The 14,223-nt window shown below is 71.1% G+C and carries 15 protein-coding genes; 12 read left to right on the top strand and 3 right to left on the bottom strand.

What is annotated here, in order from left to right; all coding sequences use genetic code 11:
• The first annotated feature begins 40 nt into the window (after window positions 1-40).
• The 11 genes from B0W88_RS22465 (at window position 41) to B0W88_RS22515 (ending at window position 11,814) form a co-directional block, all read left to right on the top strand.
• Entirely contained in the window at window positions 41-838 is a 798-nt protein-coding gene (locus B0W88_RS22465; protein ID WP_233151807.1) for an ATP-binding cassette domain-containing protein, read from the top strand.
• 84 nt (window positions 839-922) lie between these two features.
• Window positions 923-1,876: a TAXI family TRAP transporter solute-binding subunit gene (locus B0W88_RS22470; protein WP_077036862.1), complete on the top strand. Its 954-nt coding sequence runs from the start codon at window positions 923-925 to the stop codon at window positions 1,874-1,876.
• A gap of 7 nt (window positions 1,877-1,883) precedes the next feature.
• Window positions 1,884-3,965, top strand: coding sequence for a TRAP transporter permease (locus B0W88_RS22475; protein WP_083748986.1), 2,082 nt, complete (start codon window positions 1,884-1,886; stop codon window positions 3,963-3,965).
• Window positions 3,965-4,411 (top strand): DUF1850 domain-containing protein, encoded by a 447-nt coding sequence (locus B0W88_RS22480; protein ID WP_077036863.1) that lies wholly within the window; start codon window positions 3,965-3,967, stop codon window positions 4,409-4,411. Before B0W88_RS22475 ends, B0W88_RS22480 begins: the two co-directional genes overlap by 1 nt.
• Complete coding sequence (locus tag B0W88_RS22485; protein ID WP_077036864.1) at window positions 4,327-4,710, top strand: VOC family protein; 384 nt, start codon at window positions 4,327-4,329, stop codon at window positions 4,708-4,710. The genes B0W88_RS22480 and B0W88_RS22485 overlap by 85 nt, the downstream gene beginning before the upstream one ends.
• Window positions 4,707-6,188: an ABC transporter substrate-binding protein gene (locus B0W88_RS22490; protein WP_077036865.1), complete on the top strand. Its 1,482-nt coding sequence runs from the start codon at window positions 4,707-4,709 to the stop codon at window positions 6,186-6,188. The genes B0W88_RS22485 and B0W88_RS22490 overlap by 4 nt, the downstream gene beginning before the upstream one ends.
• Before the next feature lie 7 nt (window positions 6,189-6,195).
• A complete protein-coding gene (locus B0W88_RS22495) occupies window positions 6,196-7,572 on the top strand; it encodes an amidase (protein ID WP_077036866.1) in 1,377 nt (458 codons plus the stop codon).
• A 19-nt stretch (window positions 7,573-7,591) separates the two neighbouring features.
• Window positions 7,592-8,245, top strand: coding sequence for a glutathione S-transferase family protein (locus B0W88_RS22500; RefSeq protein ID WP_077036867.1), 654 nt, complete (start codon window positions 7,592-7,594; stop codon window positions 8,243-8,245).
• Between the two features lie 79 nt (window positions 8,246-8,324).
• Window positions 8,325-8,954 carry a PleD family two-component system response regulator gene (locus tag B0W88_RS22505; protein WP_077036868.1) on the top strand — a complete coding sequence of 210 codons (630 nt, stop codon included), beginning with the start codon at window positions 8,325-8,327 and terminating at the stop codon, window positions 8,952-8,954.
• 8 nt (window positions 8,955-8,962) lie between these two features.
• Entirely contained in the window at window positions 8,963-11,284 is a 2,322-nt protein-coding gene (locus tag B0W88_RS22510; RefSeq protein ID WP_304442597.1) for a penicillin acylase family protein, read from the top strand.
• Between the two features lie 2 nt (window positions 11,285-11,286).
• Entirely contained in the window at window positions 11,287-11,814 is a 528-nt protein-coding gene (locus B0W88_RS22515; RefSeq protein ID WP_077036869.1) for a hypothetical protein, read from the top strand.
• Here the strand turns inward: B0W88_RS22515 and B0W88_RS22520 are convergent.
• Entirely contained in the window at window positions 11,808-12,458 is a 651-nt protein-coding gene (locus tag B0W88_RS22520) for a glutathione S-transferase family protein (protein ID WP_077036870.1), read from the bottom strand. The two genes, B0W88_RS22515 and B0W88_RS22520, sit on opposite strands and share 7 nt — an antisense overlap.
• A 126-nt stretch (window positions 12,459-12,584) precedes the next feature.
• Between B0W88_RS22520 and B0W88_RS22525 the strand changes: the two genes are divergently transcribed.
• On the top strand, window positions 12,585-13,259 hold the full coding sequence (locus B0W88_RS22525; RefSeq protein WP_077036871.1) for a DUF6515 family protein: 675 nt from the start codon (window positions 12,585-12,587) through the stop codon (window positions 13,257-13,259).
• A 25-nt stretch (window positions 13,260-13,284) separates the two neighbouring features.
• Here the strand turns inward: B0W88_RS22525 and B0W88_RS22530 are convergent, their stop codons facing one another.
• Together B0W88_RS22530 and B0W88_RS22535 are read right to left on the bottom strand one after the other, a co-directional pair.
• Window positions 13,285-13,941: a helix-turn-helix transcriptional regulator gene (locus B0W88_RS22530; protein WP_158080918.1), complete on the bottom strand. Its 657-nt coding sequence runs from the start codon at window positions 13,939-13,941 to the stop codon at window positions 13,285-13,287.
• Between the two features lie 113 nt (window positions 13,942-14,054).
• Window positions 14,055-14,183, bottom strand: a complete 129-nt coding sequence (locus tag B0W88_RS22535; RefSeq protein ID WP_369973921.1) for a hypothetical protein — start codon at window positions 14,181-14,183, stop codon at window positions 14,055-14,057.
• Between the last annotated feature and the right edge of the window lie 40 nt (window positions 14,184-14,223).

Consider the following 14,223-nt stretch of genomic DNA (forward strand, 5'->3'; position numbering starts at 1 on the left):
GGCCATGCCTCGCGCTGCCTGCATGCCCGGGAGGCCCTGCATGGCTGAGGACAACAACCACAAGCTGCTGCGCGTCGAGGGCCTCAGCTGCAGCTATGCGCTGCCGCGCTCCTGGCCGTGGCTGCCGCGCCGGCGCCTGCCGGTGCTGGATGGCATTTCCTTCGAGATCGCCAGCGGCCGCTCGCTGGGCATCGTCGGCGAATCGGGCTCGGGAAAAAGCACGCTGGCCCGCACGGTGATGGCGCTGCACCGCCCCGATGCCGGTCGCGTGCTGCTGAAGGGCCGCGAGCTGCACGGCCTCGACGCCGCCTCGCTGCGCCGCGCGCGGGCCGACCTGCAGATGGTGTTCCAGGATCCCTACGGCTCGCTGGACCCGCGCATGACGGTGGCCCGCATCGTCGCCGAGCCGATCCTGGCGCGCAGCGGCTTCACCCAGGCCGAGCTGGCCCAGCGCGTGCGCGAGGCGCTGGAGGCGGTGGGCCTGCGCGTGGCCGACATGAAGCGCCACCCGCACGAGTTCTCCGGCGGCCAGCGCCAGCGCATCGCCATCGCGCGGGCGCTGGTGACCCGGCCCAAGCTGATCGTGATGGACGAGCCGGTCAGCGCGCTCGACGTCTCCATCCAGGCCCAGGTGCTGAACCTGCTGCAGGAGCTGGCCAGGTGGCAGAACCTCAGCTACCTGATCATCAGCCACGACCTGGCCATCGTGGACCACCTGTGCGACGAGGTGCTGGTGCTGAGCCAGGGCCGCGTGATCGAGCGCGGCGCACCGGCCGAAGTGTTCGGCCAGCCGCGCGAGCCCTACACGCAGGAACTCGTGCGAGCCGCAGCTGAGTAGATGCTGACTAGGTGATTTGCCGAATGTCTCCCTGGACGGCCCCGGACACACTGGGGCGCTACAAGAATCCAGGAGACATCGATCATGCTGAAACTCGCCGTTAGGGCTGCCGCCGCGCTGGCCATTGGCGCTTCCCTGAGCCTCTCCGCCCATGCCGCCGAATACATCGGCGTGCTCACCGGCGGCACCAGCGGCGTCTACTACCCGATGGGCGTGGCGCTGAGCCAGGTCTATTCGAAGGCCATGCCCGATGCCAAGGTCTCGGTGCAGGCCACCAAGGCCTCGGCCGAGAACCTCAACCTGCTGCAGGCCGGGCGCGGCGAGGTCGGCTTCACGCTGGGCGATGCGCTGTCCGACGCCTGGAAGGGTGATGCCGAGGCCGGCTTCGCGAGTCCGCTCAAGAAGCTGCGCGGCCTGGCCGGCATCTACCCGAACTACATCCAGATCGTGGCCAGCGCCGACTCCGGCATCCGCTCGCTGGCCGACCTGAAGGGCAAGCGCATCTCGGTCGGCGCGCCCAAGTCGGGCACCGAGCTGAACGCGCGCGCGGTGCTGAAGGCGGCGGGCCTGTCGTACAAGGACTTTGCCAAGGTCGAGTACCTGCCCTTCGGCGAATCGGTGGAGCTGATGAAGAACCGCCAGCTCGACGTGACGCTGCAGTCCGCCGGCCTGGGCGTGTCCTCGCTGCGCGACCTGGCGGTGTCGCAGAAGGTGGTGGTCGTGGAGATCCCGGCGGACGTGGTGGCCAAGGTCGGCGACCCGGCCTACCAGGCCGCGGTGATCCCGGCCAACACCTACGAAGGCCAGACCAAGGACGTCAACGCCATCGCGATCCAGAACTTCCTGGTCACCAGCGAGGCCGTCAGCGCGGACACCGTCTACAAGATGACCAAGTCGATGTGGGAGAACCTCGACGCGCTGGTCGCCGCCCACGCGGCCGGCAAGCTGGTCAAGCGGGAGAACGCGCTGAAGGGCATGCCGCTGCCGCTGCATCCGGGTGCGGAGAAGTACTACCGCGAAATCGGTCTGCTCAAGTAAGCAGGCCATGTCGGATCACGATCTCGTCCCCGGCCTGGCGCCGGACACGCCCGCCGACATCCCCGACGAGTTCCAGGAACACGGCGCCCAGCGCACGCTGGGCGGCTGGGCGCTGACGCTGCTTACCGGCGCGGCGCTGGCCTTCTCGGCCTACCAGCTGCTGGTGGCGGCCTTCTCGCCGCTGTCCAGCCTGGTGATGCGCTCGCTGCACGTCGGCTTCCTGCTGCTGCTGACCTTCATGCTCTATCCGCGGGTCAAGCGCGGCGCGGGCATGCTGCGCATTCCCTGGTACGACTGGGTGATGGCGGTGGGCAGCTTCGCGCTGGGCTGCTACCAGTGGGTCTTCGAGGCCGCGCTGATCCAGCGCTCCGGCGATCCGACGATGACCGACCTGATCGTCGGCGCGCTGACCATCGTGCTGGTCTTCGAGGCCGCGCGGCGGGTGCTCGGCTACGAACTGCCGCTGCTGTGCGGCGCCTTCCTCGCCTACGGCCTGTTCGGCGAGTACCTGCCCGAGGCCATCGCCCACCGGCCCTATGCCTGGTCGCAGATCATCGACCAGGTCGGCTTCGGCACCGAAGGCATCTACGGCATCCCGACCCTGGTCTCGGCCACCTACATCTTCCTGTTCATCCTGTTCGGCGCCTTCCTGGAGCACGCCGGCATGATCCGCCTGTTCAACTCGCTGGCGCTGGGCCTGGTGGGCACCGCGCAGGGCGGGCCGGCCAAGGTGGCGGTGATCTCCTCGGGGCTGATGGGCACGATCTCCGGCTCCGGCGTGGCCAATGTGCTGACGGTGGGCCAGTTCACGATCCCGCTGATGAAGCGCTTCGGCTACTCGGCGGTGTTCGCCGGCGCGGTGGAGGCCACGGCCAGCATGGGCGGGCAGATCATGCCGCCGGTGATGGGGGCGGTGGCCTTCATCATGGCCGAGACGCTCAACGTGCCCTATGCCGCCATCGTCAAGGCCGCGGTGATCCCGGCGCTGCTGTACTACTTCACCGCCTTCATCATGGTCCACCTGGAGGCCGGCCGCGCCGGGCTCACCGGCCTGCGCCGCGACCAGGTGCCCAACGCCTGGCACGCGCTGCGCGACAACTGGCACCTGGTGCTGCCGCTGGCGGCGCTGGTCTGGATGCTGTTCCACGGCTTCACCCCGATGTTCGCCGGCATGGTGGGCCTGGCGCTGACGGCGATCCTGATCCTCGGCGTGGCGCTGGCGGCGCGGGTGTCAGTGCAGGCTTTCCGTTATGCGTTCTGGCTGGCGGTGGGCCTGGGCGCGGCCACCTTCGCGAAATGGGGCATCTCGCCGGTGCTGGCGATGATCGCCCTGATGGTGGCGGCCTGCCTGTTCGTGCCGGACGGCAAGAAGACGCTGCACACGCTGCGCAGCAGCCTGGTGGACGGGGCCAAGCAGGCGCTGGGCGTGGGCATCGCCTGCGCGGTGGTGGGCGTGATCATCGGCGTGCTCTCGCTGACCGGCGCGGCCACCACCTTCGCCGGCTTCATCCTGCAGGTGGGCGAGAAGAGCCTGTTCCTGTCGCTGCTGCTGACGATGCTGGTCTGCCTGATCCTGGGCACCGGCATCCCGACGATCCCGAACTACATCATCACCGCCTCGATCGCCGCGCCGGCGCTCTTGAAGCTGGGCGTGCCGCTGATCGTCAGCCACATGTTCTGCTTCTACTTCGGCATCATGGCCGACCTGACCCCGCCGGTGGCGCTGGCCGCCTTCGCGGCCTCGTCGATCTCCAAGGGCTCGCCCACGGCCACCGGCTGGAAGGCCACGCAGATCGCCATCGCCGGCTATGTCGTGCCCTTCATGGCGGTCTACGACCCGGCGCTGATGCAGCAGGGCGATGCCGGCTGGTTCACCGTGCTGGAAGTGAGCTTCAAGGCGGTCGTGGCGATCACGCTGTGGGCGGTGACGGTGGTCGGCCACCTGCGCGGGCCTGCTTCATGGACCGAACGGGTGCTGGCCTTCGTGGCCGCGTCGCTGCTGGTGGCGGCCGTGCCCTGGACCGACGGGGCCGGCTATGCGCTGGGCGCCGGGGTCATCGGCTGGAACTACTGGAAGGCGCGCCGCTGATGCCGCTGTGCCTGGCCGCCGGCACGCTGGCCGTGGCCCTCGGCTGGGACCAGTTCACGCTGGCCTGGACCCACTCGATCGAGAAGATCCGCTGGGAGGAGGACTACCGGGTCGAGGCCGGCGCGCTGCTGCTGACCGAGGCGCGCATCCGCGGCAGCGGCGCCGGCATGGAGCCGCCCGACGGCGCACGGCTCGATGCGCAGGGCGTCTGGCACTACCGGCCGGCGCTGCCGCCGCTGCCCGCGCTGCGGCTCACCCAGTCGCCCTACACGGCCGGCTACGAGCTGTGCCACGACGGCCGCTGCCGGCCGCTGGCGGATTTCATGCCGGGGCTGCAGGACGGCGTTATCGTTGCGGCACCATGCTCAAGCGAATCCACCACACGGCCATCATCTGCAGCGACTACGCGCGCTCCCGGGCCTTCTACGTCGACACGCTGGGACTGAGCGTCGTGGCCGAGAACCACCGCGCCGCCCGCGACTCCTGGAAGCTCGACCTGGCGCTGCCGGACGGCTCGCAGATCGAGCTGTTCTCCTTCCCGAACCCGCCCGCGCGCCCCTCGCGACCCGAGGCGCAGGGCCTGCGCCACCTGGCCTTCGCGGTGGACGACGTGGCGGCCTGCAAGCAGCAGCTGGAAGCCGGCGGTATCGAGGTCGAGCCGATCCGCGTGGACGAGTACACCGGCCGCCGCTTCACCTTCTTCGCCGACCCCGACGGCCTGCCGCTGGAGCTGTACGAAGCATGAGGCGCCTGCTGATCCTCGCGGCCCTGGCTCTGTCCCTGCCGCTGGCCCACGCCGCCCGGCCCAACCTCGTCCTCGGCATGACGCTGGAGCCGCCCGGCCTGGACCCGACCGCCAACGCCTCGGCGGCGATTGCCGAGATCGTCCAGTACAACGTCTTCGAGACGCTGACGAAGATCAATGCCGACGGCAAGGTCACGCCGCTGCTGGCCACCGACTGGGCCATGGGCGACCCGCTGACCTGGACCTTCCACCTGCGCCGCGACGTGAAGTTCCAGAACGGCGAGCCCTGCAACGCCGTCGCGGTGAAGTTCTCCTTCGAGCGCGCCGCGGCCGCCGCCAGCACCAACAAGGACCGCCGCCTGTTCTCGAACATGGCCGTGGCAACACCTGACCCCTGGACGGTCGTGCTGACGCTGAAGACCCCCGAGCCCGACCTGCTCTTCATGCTGGGCCAGGCCACCGCCGTGATCGTCGAACCGAAGAGCGCGGCCAGCAACGGCACGGCACCGGTCGGCACCGGCCCTTATATGCTCGACGCCTGGGCCAAGGGTTCGCAGCTGAGCCTGAAGGCCTCGCCCGGCTGGCGCGGCGCGGCGGCCGCGAAAGGGCTGATCCCACGCGTGTCCTTCCGCTTCATCGGCGACCCGGCGGCCCAGGTGGCGGCGCTGCTCTCCGGCGATGTGGACGCCTTCCCGCGCGCCGCCGTGGCCCGCAGCCTGGACCAGTTCAAGGCCGATCCGCGCTTCCAGGTGATCCGCAACCCCTCGCGGGCCAAGACCATCCTGGCGATCAACCACAAGCGCAAGCCGCTGGACGACATCCGCGTGCGCCAGGCCATCGCCGCCGCCATCGACCGCAAGGCCGTCATCGAGGCTGCGGCCGACGGCTTCGGCGTGCCGATCGGCAGCCACTATGTGCCCGGCGCCCCGGGCTATGTGGACCTGACCGGGCTCAACACCTTCGACCCGGTCCGCGCCAAGACCCTGCTGAAGGATGCCAGCTACGCGCTGAACTTCCCCCGCCCGCTGCCGTTGACGCTGAAGCTGCCGCCCACACCCTATGCCCGCCAGAGCGGCGAGCTGATCGCGGCCGAGCTGGCCAAGGCCGGCATGGCGGTCAAGGTGGAGAACATCGAGTGGGCGCAGTGGATGTCCGGCGTCTACACCGCGCACAACTACGACCTGACGCTGATCTCCCACGTCGAGCCGCTGGACCTGGGCAACTACGCCAAGCCCGGCTACTACTGGGGCTACGAGAGCGCCGAGTTCAACCAGCTCCACGCGCGGATCGGCAGCGCGCCCGACGAGGCCACGCGGCTGAAGCTGCTGGGCGAGGCGCAGAAGCTGCTGGCCCGCGACGTGGCGGCGGTCTACCTCTACCAGCCCTTGTGGATCACCGTCGCCAACAAGTCCTTGAAGGGCCTGTGGGTGGACATGCCCGTCTTCGTCAACGATCTTGCCGCCCTCCACTGGGAATGAACAAGCGATGCATGACCTCAGCGCCGCCGAACTGCTAACGCGTTATGCCGACGGCAGCCTCTCGCCGGTCGAGGTCGCGCAGGCCGTCATCGCCCGCATCGAGCGCTGCGAGCCGACGCTGCAGGCGCTCTACGCTTACGCGCCCGAGCGCGCGCTGGAGCAGGCCCGCGCCAGCGAGACCCGCTGGCGCCGCGGCGAGGCGCTGGCGCTGGACGGCGTGCCGCTGACGCTGAAGGAGAACATCGCCACCGCCGGCACGCCGATGCCGCTGGGCTGCGCCGCCACGCCGCTGGTGCCCGCCGCCGAGGACGCCCCGCCGGCCGCCCGCCTGCGCGAGGCCGGTGCGGTGCTGCTGGCCAAGACGACCATGCCGGACCAGGGCATGCTCAGCTCCAGCCTGTCCAGTTTCCACCCGCTGACCCGCAACCCCTGGGACACCAGCAAGACGCCCGGCGGCTCCAGCGCCGGGGCCGGTGCCGCTGCGGCGGCGGGTTACGGGCCGCTGCACGTGGGCACCGACATCGGCGGCTCGATCCGCTTGCCGGCGAGCTGGTGCGGCGTCTTCGGCCTCAAGCCGAGCCTGGGCCGCATCCCGATCAGGCCGGCCTATGCGGGCCGGGTCGCCGGGCCGATGACCCGCACGGTGCAGGACGCCGCGCTGCTGATGCGCACGCTGAGCCGCCCCGACTGGCGCGACGCCACGAGCCTGCCGCCGCAGGCGATCGACTGGCTGGACCTGGAGCCGCGCGAGCTCCGCGGCCTGCGCCTGGGCCTGCAGATGGAGGCCGGCTGGGGCCTGCCGGTGGAGCCCGAGACGGCGGCGGCCATCGCCGCGGCGGCCCGGCTGTTCGAGCAGGCCGGTGCCATCGTCGAGCCGCTCGCGCCCTTCACCACCCGCGCGATGGTCGAAGGCCTGGACCGCTTCTGGCGCATGCGCGCCTGGCTGGAGCTGCAGCAGCTGCCGCCCGAGCGCCGCGAACGCGTGCTGCCCTACATCCGCCAGTGGGCCGAGGGCGCGGTGGGGCTCGACGGCGCGGCCGTGTTCCGCGGCCAGGCGCAGATGCAGGCGCTGCGCGAGGCTTCGGTCGCCGCCTGCCAGCCCTTCGACTTCGTGCTCTCGCCGGTCAGCCCGGTGCCGGCCTTCGACGCCCGGCTGGCCAGCCCGGTCAACGACCCCGAGCGCCCCTTCGAGCACATCGCCTTCACGCTGCCCTTCAACATGAGCGAGCAGCCCTCCGCCTCGGTGCCCTGCGGCATGACGACGGCCGGCGGATTGCCCATCGGGCTGCAGATCACCGGCCGGCGCTTCGACGACCTCGGCGTGCTGCAGCTCAGCGCTGCCTTCGAGCGGATGCGCGCGCCGCTGCCGCCCTGGCCGATGTGAACTGAGGAGGTTCGACACCATGTACACGCTCTACGGCACGCGCGGCAGCGGCTCCGCGGCGATCGAGGCGGCCCTGGAATGGGCGGCAGAACCCTTCGACCGCGTGGACGCGGCCTCCTGGATTCCCGGCGAAGGCACCGAGGCGCTCAAGCGCATCAACCCGATGGCCCAGATCCCGACGCTGCTGCTGCCCGACGGCAGCATCCTGACCGAGAGCGCCGCGATCCTGATCCACCTGGGCCTGGCGCTGCCGCGGTCCGGGCTGCTGCCCGAGGACGCCTCGGCGCGGGCCCAGGCGATCCGCGGCCTGGTCTTCATCGCGGCCAACTGCTATTCGGCCATCAGCGTGATCGACTTCCCCGAGCGCTGGCACCTGGACGCCGACGACGGCTCGATCGCCAACGTCTGCATCCAGCGCGGCGCCCGTCACCGCCTGCACCTGCACTGGGATGCCTTTGCCGCGCAGACCCCGGCCGGGGCCTCCGGCTTCCTGCTGGGCCGGCCCGAGCCCGGCGCGCTGGACCTGCTGGCGGCCGTGGTCTCGCGCTGGTCCGGCGCCCGCCAGCACCTGCAGCACACCCATGCCGAGCTGCATGCGCTGCTGCTGCGTGTGGACACGCACCCACGCCTGGCTGCGGTGTTTGAACGTCACTGGCCCACTCAGCCTTCGTGAAGCCGCCCATGTCGTACACAATGGCGGCTGGTCCCCCGTGTCAGTGGCCGAGCGGGGACGATGGCGAGGAGAGAGAGACATGTTGATCGACCTGTCGGACGGCCTGAGCAGCTACCTGCTGCCGTTCCTGATTGCGGTGCCCCTGGCCCTGGTCGTTTTCTTCATCAGCGGCAAGCGGGGAGAAGACGGCGAGCGCCGCCCGTCCACCCGCGCGCCCGCGCCGGCTCCGGCGCCCGCGATGGCGCCGGCAGCGCGCGTGGCGGCGCCCGTGCCCGCACCGCTGGCCGCGGCGGCACCGGTGGTGGCAGCGCCGACGCCGGCTCCGGCGCCCGCCGGCCCCCCCTCGCTGCTGCTGGTCGACGATTCCGCCGTGGCCCGCGCCAAGCTGGGCAAGCTCTTCGAGGGCGCCGGCTACAAGGTCACGCTGGCCAAGGACGGCGACGACGCGCTCGTGGCCCTGTCGCGCGAGCGCTTCCAGGTGCTGATCACCGACCTCGAGATGCCCAACAAGGACGGCTTCGAGCTGATCGCCGCGGTGCAGGGCAGCATCGAGACGGAGGACATGCCGGTGATCGCCATCACCGGTCATGACGAGATGTCGGCCCGCGTCCATCAGGTGCAGGGCATCTACGGCATCTACAAGAAGCCCTGGAACGACCGCGAGCTGCTCAAGCGCGTGGAGACCCTCGCCGCACTGCGCAAGGCCTGACGCGCGCCGTGAGGGCGCTGAAGCGGATCCTGCTGGGCCTGCTGGCCCTGCTGCTGGTTGCCGCCGCTGCGCTGGCCTGGCACCTGCATGGCAAGCAGCCGCAGCGTAGCGGCGAACTGCGGCTGCCGGGCCTGCAGTCCTCGGTGCAGGTGCGCTACGACGACTTCGGCGTGCCCCACCTCCGCGCCGCCTCCGAGGCCGACCTCTACCGCGCGCTGGGCTATGTCCACGCCCAGGACCGGCTGTTCCAGATGGAGATGCTGCGCCGCCTCTCGCGCGGCGAGCTGGCCGCGGTGCTGGGCCCCAAGCTGCTGGAGACCGACCGGCTGTTCCGCACGCTGGGCATCCGCGCCCATGCCGACGCGCAGGCCGCCCGCGAGCAGGCCGCCGGCAGCCCGGCCAGCCGCGCGCTAACGGCTTACCTCGACGGCATCAACCACTACCAGGCCACGCACGAACGGCCGCTGGAGTTCGAGCTGCTGGGCATCCCGAAGCGGCCCTTCACCGCGGCCGACTCGCTCTCGGTCACCGCCTACCTGGCCTACAGCTTCGCCGCCGGCCTGCGCACCGAGCCGCTGCTCAGCGAGATCCGCGAGCGCCTGGGCCCGGCCTACCTGAAGGTCTTCGACCTCGACTGGCATCCCGACGGCGTGCTGCGCCAGCAGATGCGGCCCGGCGACCTGCAGGACCTCGGCCGCCTGGCCACGCTGGTCGACCGTGCAGCGCCGCAGGGGCTGCCGCTGCTGGAGGGCAGCAATGCCTGGGCCGTCTCGGGCCGGCGCACCGCCTCGGGCCATCCGCTGCTGGCCGGCGATCCGCACATCCAGTACGCCGTGCCGGCGGTCTGGTACGAGGCGCACCTGGACTGCCCCGGCTTCGAGCTCTACGGGCACTTCATGGCGCTGAGCCCGATGGCGCTGCTGGGACATAACGAGCGATTCGCCTGGAGCCTCACCATGTTCCAGAACGACGACATGGACCTGGTGGCCGAGACCGGCAAGGACGTGCGCTACACCACCCGGCAGGAGACCATCGAGGTCAAGGGCCAGCCGCCGGTCGTGCTGACGCTGCGCCGCTCGCCGCACGGCCCCGTCGTCAGCGACGTGCTCCAGCCGCCGCGCGACCCGAAGGCGCCGCCTCTGGCCATGTGGTGGACCCTGCTCGAAGCCGGCGACAAACCCATCGCCGATGCCTTCTACGCCCTCAACCGCGCGGACACGCTGCCCAAGGCCCGCGCCGCCGCCGCGATGATCGCCGCGCCGGGCCTGAACATCGTCTGGGCCAATGCCGACGGCGACATCGCCTGGTGGGCCGCCGCGAAGCTGCCGCGCCGCCCGCCCGGCGTCAACCCGGCCTTCATCCTGGACGGTGCTTCCGGCGAGGCCGACAAGCCCGGCTTCCTGCCCTTCGAGGACAACCCGCAGGAGGAGAACCCGGCGCGCGGCTATGTGATGTCGGCCAACCACCAGCCCGCCGCGCGGGTGCCGGTGCCCGGCTACTACAACCTCTGGGACCGCGCCGAGCGGCTCGACTCGCTGCTGCGCGACGACAGCATCCGCTGGGCCGGTGCCAACACCCGCGCGCTGCAGCTGGACGTGCAGACCGGCTACAGCGAACGGGTGCTGCGCCCGCTGCGCCCGCTGCTGCAAGGCAGCCGCGAGGAACGCGCGCTGCTGGACGAGCTGTTCGCCTGGGACGGCCGCTACACCGTCGAGCAGCGCGCGCCGGTGCTGTTCTGGCAGCTGGTCTACGAGATCGCGCATGGCGCCATGGCCGATGAACTCGGCGAGGCGGGCTTCGCCAACCTGCGTCGCACCCGGCTGCTGGAGCCGGCCCTGCCGCGCCTGCTGGCCGACCCGGCCTCGCCCTGGTGGAACGGCCGCGAGGCGGCTACCGTCCAGCAGGCCTGGAGCCGCACGCTGGCGCACCTGCGCAGCAGTTTCGGCAACAACCCGCAGCGCTGGACCTGGGGCCGCGCCCACACGCTGACCCATCCGCATCCGCTGGGCCAGTCGGCGCTGCTGGCGCCCTTCCTGAACGTCGGGCCCTTCGAGGCGCCGGGCAATGCGGACGTGCCCAACAACTACGCCGTCCGCATCGGCCCCGCGCCCTGGCCCGTGGTCTATGGCCCCTCGGCGCGCCGCATCATCGACTTCGCCGCGCCGGGGCAGGCGCAAGGCATCAACGCCGTGGGCCAGAGCGGCGTGCCCGGCGACCGCCACTATGCGGACCAGGCCGCGCTGCACGTGCAGGGCCGCTACCGGCAGGAGCACCTGTCGGAAGCCGACGTCGCTGCCCACACCCGCGGCACGCTGCTGCTGAAGCCGTGACGATGAAGGGCCGCCTGCTGATGGCCGCGCTGCTGGCCTGTGCGACGCTGCAGGCCGCGGCGGCCGGATGCCTGCTGGTCTACGGCCAGGGCCGCAATGTCGGGGCGCCGGCGCAGAACGAGGCCTGGGACCGGATCAATGCGCGTTTCAACGGGGCGGTCACCGCTCGCCTGCGCTCGGCCGGGTTCGAGGCCGAGCCACTGCTGCTGAAGACCGGCGTGCTGGAGCCGGCCCAGGCGGTCGAACTGCTGGTCGAGCGGGCCCGCGAGCGGGGCTGCGCCCGCATCGTCGACACGGCCGTGTTCGCCAACGAGGAGGGCGCCCTGGTGGTGCGGCTGCGCGTGCATCCGCTGCTGCTGGCCGAGGCCGGCCCGATCCTGCGGCCGACGCCGCCTCGGATCGGCGCGCCGCTGTACACCGGCCAGAGCGAATCGGCCTTCACCGCGGCGGCGCTGGAACGCCTGAACTTCGACAGCCTCGCCGGCAGCCTGCTCGAAGGCTGGCTGGCAACAGGCAAGCCCGATCAGTAGACCGGCTGCGGCAGCTTCTCGGTGGCCACCGCGCGCTGCACCGCCGGCCGCGCCATCACGCGGGCCAGGTAGCGGCCGATGTGCGGCAGGCTGCGCGCCGGGCGGGCGAAGTTGCGCGTCCAGCGGCAGAGCATGAAGGCCAGCGGGTCGGCGACGGTGTACTTCTCACCCAGCAGCCAGTCGCCGCCATGCGAGGCCAGCTGCGCCTCGATCTGGTCCAGCAGCGGGCCGACGCGCAGCTCCGCATGCTTCTTCACCTGGGCCACGCCCTCGGCATTGCCCTCGTCCACCCAGCGCTCGGGGTAGTAGTAGGCAATGATCGTCGGCTGCAGCGTGTTGGTCAGCCAGACCAGCCACTTGTAGAACTGGGCCCGCTCGGGCGTACCCAGGGCCGGGGCCAGGCCGGCCTCGGGGTGCGTGTCGGCCAGGTGCAGCAGGATGGCGGCCGTCTCGTAGAGCACGTTGTCGCCATCGGCCAGCACCGGGATCAGGCCGTTCGGGTTGAGCTTCAGGTACTCGGGCGAACGGTGCGCGCCCTGGTCGCGCTGGACCAGGCTCAGGGTGAACGGGACGCCCAGCTCCTCCAGCAGGACGTGCGGGGCGAAGCTGGCATTGCTCGGGTAGTAGTGCAGGGTGATCGTCATCGGGCGATTATCGGCAGGCCCGCGCGGGCAATAAACTTTACGGCCGCGCAACAGGGCGCTCGTCAGCGGCAGCCAGCATGGCGGCGTTGATCGGGCATGTTCCCGTCCGCTTCAGCGACCACGACCATGAAGAAGAACCTGCTTCCCCTCATCGCCTGTTCCCTGCTGGTCCTGGGCTGCGGCCTGGCCAGCGCCCAGCCCCGCGACCGTGACCGTGACCACGACCGCCGCGGCCCGCCGCCACGCGGCTGGGTGATGGACAACCGCTACCACCACGACCACTACTACCCGCCGATCGGCTTCCGCGCCTCGGTGCTGCCGGGCGCCTCGATCTCGATCGGCTTCGGCCCCGACCGCTTCTGGTACTCCAGCGGCATCTGGTACCGCCCCTACGGCGGCGGCTACCGCGTCGTGCTGCCCCCGCCGGGCGTCGTGATCCCGGTGCTGCCGCTGGACTACGTGACGCTGACCCTGGGCGGCCTGCCCTACTACTACGCCAACGGCGTGTACTACTCGGCCTACCGCAGCGGACCGGGCTATGTGGTCGTGACGCCGCCGCCGGGCATCGACGGCGCGCAGGTGGCGGCTGCTGCCCCGGTGGTCGCCCCGCCGGCACCGCCCGCGGCGCGGCCCGATCCGATCATCTACCCGCGCAATGGCCAGAGCGCCGAGCAGACCGAGGCCGACCGCCAGGAATGCAACCGCTGGGCGACGACGCAACCCTCGGCGATGAACTCCGCCTCCGTGTTCAACCGCGCGGTCGAAGCCTGCATGGACGGCCGCGGCTACACGATGAAGTAAGGCGTTATCCCGGCGTCAGCCGGGCTCAGACCTTTCCGGCCAATGCATGCACCAGCGGCGGCAGCATGCCGATGCGCTGGGTCACGCCCTTGAGGTCCTTGGCGCCGGTCTTGGCGCGCAGCGAGGACAGCTGCGAGCGCACCGTGGACAGCGCCACGCCCCGCTCGCGGGCGATCTCCTCGGGCGTGAGGCCGGCCCACAGGCCCTGCAGCACGAGCGTCTCGCGGTCGGTCAGGTTGATCGCGCGGGCGTAGCCCTGCAGCGTCAGCTCGGGGCAGAGTTGCGGCTTGGCCACGATCAGCAGCACCGCGGCGCGGCCCAGCGAGTCGCGCTGCGGGATCACGGCCAGCGGCGTGGGGTGGCGGTCGCCGGGCGCGAGCTGCACGGTGACCAGGTTGCGGCGGCCGCGCTGCAGCGCGCCGTCGATCGCCTCGGCCAGCCGGGCGCGGTCTTCCGGCCGGTGCTGGCCGGGCAGGGCGCCGCCCAGCAGCGCCTGGGCCGCCTTGTTGATGTGCAGCGGCACCAGCGCCTGCGACAGCACGAACAGCGGGTAGTCGATCTCGTTGAGGATGGCCACCATCAGCGTGGCATCCAGCGCCAGGGCGGCCGCAGCGCCGGCCTCGCGCTCCCGCAGCGCCACGACGTTGCTGCCGTCCCCGTCGGCAACTTCCAGCTCGAGCATGCAATCCTCCGCCATCCTATCGTTCGATAGCGTCAGTGTTCAGGCTGCGGATCACCGTGCCTATCGGCCGAATGGTCGAGTGGCTCCTTCGTATCGAAACAGTTACTAACTTGTTAATTCAGCGCACAGCCGGGATCGGCCGCGGCCGATCCGACGACGTGGCCGTAGCGCTCGGCCGTCATCTGGGCCAGGATGGACAGCGCGATCTCCGGCGGCGTGCGGGCGCCGATGTCCAGGCCCACCGGGCCGTGCAGGCGGTCCAGCTGTGCGGGCTCGACGCCG

Source organism: Pelomonas sp. KK5, assembly GCF_001984095.1.
Taxonomy (GTDB): Bacteria; Pseudomonadota; Gammaproteobacteria; order Burkholderiales; family Burkholderiaceae_C; genus KK5.

What these genes read in the sequence shown, in the direction of transcription:
- B0W88_RS22515 (WP_077036869.1), top strand. Translation starts at nt 11,287, where the DNA reads ATGAAGGGCCGCCTGCTGATGGCCGCGCTGCTGGCCTGTGCGACGCTG.
- B0W88_RS22520 (WP_077036870.1), bottom strand. Translation starts at nt 12,458, where the DNA reads ATGACGATCACCCTGCACTACTACCCGAGCAATGCCAGCTTCGCCCCG.
- B0W88_RS22505 (WP_077036868.1), top strand. Translation starts at nt 8,325, where the DNA reads ATGTTGATCGACCTGTCGGACGGCCTGAGCAGCTACCTGCTGCCGTTC.
- B0W88_RS22530 (WP_158080918.1), bottom strand. Translation starts at nt 13,941, where the DNA reads ATGCTCGAGCTGGAAGTTGCCGACGGGGACGGCAGCAACGTCGTGGCG.
- B0W88_RS22465 (WP_233151807.1), top strand. Translation starts at nt 41, where the DNA reads ATGGCTGAGGACAACAACCACAAGCTGCTGCGCGTCGAGGGCCTCAGC.
- B0W88_RS22495 (WP_077036866.1), top strand. Translation starts at nt 6,196, where the DNA reads ATGCATGACCTCAGCGCCGCCGAACTGCTAACGCGTTATGCCGACGGC.
- B0W88_RS22485 (WP_077036864.1), top strand. Translation starts at nt 4,327, where the DNA reads ATGCTCAAGCGAATCCACCACACGGCCATCATCTGCAGCGACTACGCG.
- B0W88_RS22470 (WP_077036862.1), top strand. Translation starts at nt 923, where the DNA reads ATGCTGAAACTCGCCGTTAGGGCTGCCGCCGCGCTGGCCATTGGCGCT.
- B0W88_RS22525 (WP_077036871.1), top strand. Translation starts at nt 12,585, where the DNA reads ATGAAGAAGAACCTGCTTCCCCTCATCGCCTGTTCCCTGCTGGTCCTG.
- B0W88_RS22480 (WP_077036863.1), top strand. Translation starts at nt 3,965, where the DNA reads ATGCCGCTGTGCCTGGCCGCCGGCACGCTGGCCGTGGCCCTCGGCTGG.
- B0W88_RS22500 (WP_077036867.1), top strand. Translation starts at nt 7,592, where the DNA reads ATGTACACGCTCTACGGCACGCGCGGCAGCGGCTCCGCGGCGATCGAG.
- B0W88_RS22475 (WP_083748986.1), top strand. Translation starts at nt 1,884, where the DNA reads ATGTCGGATCACGATCTCGTCCCCGGCCTGGCGCCGGACACGCCCGCC.
- B0W88_RS22490 (WP_077036865.1), top strand. Translation starts at nt 4,707, where the DNA reads ATGAGGCGCCTGCTGATCCTCGCGGCCCTGGCTCTGTCCCTGCCGCTG.